At 33.6% G+C, this 712-nt stretch carries 1 protein-coding gene; it reads left to right on the forward strand.

Annotated elements, in window-relative coordinates; all coding sequences use genetic code 11:
• Positions 1–565, forward strand: a 565-nt coding sequence (locus I4Q58_RS15470) for a hypothetical protein (RefSeq protein ID WP_236002965.1), incomplete at its 5' end; no start/stop codon positions are given.
• Positions 566–712 lie beyond the last annotated feature (147 nt).

A 712-nucleotide genomic window follows, 5' to 3' on the forward strand; every position in this document is an offset into this window, starting at 1 on the left:
AGACCGTTGTACGCAATTTTTGAGCAAAACTATCAACATATTAATCGGATTATTAATTTTCGTGTCTTGTCAAACAAAACAAAAAGCGGAAAAGGAGAAACCTATATCCGAATTTGACTTGATTGCGGATCTAACCAACTTCAAACAAAAAATGACTGAATTGGACACTTTGACTATTTCATTTGACCATTCCGTTTGTATTTATCAAGGATATGAAAGAATCGAAATAACAAAACAATCTGACTCAATCAGAATTATTAGCAATTTTAAGAAATTGACTTTTAAGGAAAACCCAAATTGGGAAAGAATTTATGACAGAAAAATATCTGAAAACGATACAATTTGGAATTTTGAGCAGTTTCTAAAACGAAATGAAAGGCGGAAAAATGCTGACCAAAACAAGCGTGAAATTTTAATGTTGACAAATAAAAAAGACACGATACGATATTCGACAGATGGACTTGTGGATTTAAACAGATTTCTAACTGATTATTACGATACAATGAGAAAAATTTATCCAGAAAATAAAAATGGAATCTACGGAGTTGATATCGTGGAGGAATAAAAAACTGCGTACAACAACGTATAACGCGCATTTGGCGCGTTGATGGCTAGATGATTGAAAAGGACTACAGAAAACCACTTCCCTATTTAACTGAAAAATCCGTAAATTGACCAAGCGCCAAACGCGAGGCGTTATACAAGACCGTTG

The sequence above is a fragment of the Luteirhabdus pelagi genome (genome assembly GCF_016827595.1).
Lineage (GTDB): Bacteria > Bacteroidota > Bacteroidia > Flavobacteriales > Flavobacteriaceae > Luteirhabdus > Luteirhabdus pelagi.